This window comes from Symbioplanes lichenis (assembly GCF_030709675.1).
GTDB classification, from domain to species: Bacteria; Actinomycetota; Actinomycetes; order Mycobacteriales; family Micromonosporaceae; genus Actinoplanes; species Actinoplanes lichenis.
Genome location: NZ_JAUZQD010000051.1, coordinates 1 through 854 on the forward strand (window position 1 = coordinate 1; position 854 = coordinate 854).

At 71.5% G+C, this 854-nt stretch carries 1 protein-coding gene; it reads right to left on the reverse strand.

Annotation, left to right across the window (positions count from 1 at the left end):
• Positions 1 to 65: 65 nt before the first annotated feature.
• The gene (locus tag RAN62_RS41000; RefSeq protein WP_305790308.1) at positions 66 to 551 is read right to left on the reverse strand and encodes a S1 RNA-binding domain-containing protein; all 486 of its coding nucleotides are present in this window, start codon (positions 549 to 551) and stop codon (positions 66 to 68) included.
• Positions 552 to 854: the final 303 nt, after the last annotated feature.

Sequence of the window (854 nt, forward strand, 5' to 3'; positions counted from 1 at the left end):
TCACCGTGGGGCGGGCGTCATCCGCACCCGCCGGCCCGTAGTGACCGCCTCTGGTCCTGCTGGCGTCACCGCGCGGCGGGCGCCAGCCGCACCCGCCGGCCCGGCCGGTCCACCTCGGCGACCGTAACCGCGAGGACATCTCCCACCGCCGCGTCCCGGCGCAGCTCCGACGCGGGAAGAAGCCCCACGATGCCCGGCGCCACGCGAACGAAGACCCCGAGGGGCGCCACCTTGACGACAGGTCCGGACAAGACGTCGCCCACCCGACCCGAGAAGGCAACAAGCGGATCCTCCCGCAGCGCCTTCAGCGAGAGCTGCACCTGCCCCCGCGCGGGATCGTAGTCGAGCACCGCCGCGACGATCGGCTGACCGGCGCCCACCACGTCGGCCGCATCGTCGAAGTCCTCCCAGGCCAGCTCCGGAATGCGGATGAACCCCCGGCCCGTCCGATCCGCCGGATCCCCGTCGAGGCGGACGAAGACCCCGAAATTGTGGACCTCCGAAACGATCCCGCGAATCACCGTGCCGGGTTCCGGTGAACTCGAGGACATCACAGAACCCTACCGCCGAGGCAGCCACCACCATGATCCGGCGCACGCCCCTCCCGCCGTCGCGCGACAACGTCCGCCGGCGCAGCCCCTGGACGGCGCCATCATCCACGACATCCGCCTCGCCGACCTCTTCAGCCTCGCCGACCTCCAGCTTCGCTGATCCCCCAGCCTCGCCGACTTCCAGCTTCGCCGATCTCCCAGCCTCGCCCAACTTCCCAGCTGAGTCCGGCGCCGAAGGAGGGCATGACGCGTGGCCGCCGAACTTGGTCATCCCGCCAGTGGCGGAGGCGAGTACGGCGGGGC

Coding starts and splice junctions, on each gene's coding strand:
- RAN62_RS41000 (WP_305790308.1), bottom strand. CDS start 551: ATGTCCTCGAGTTCACCGGAACCCGGCACGGTGATTCGCGGGATCGTT.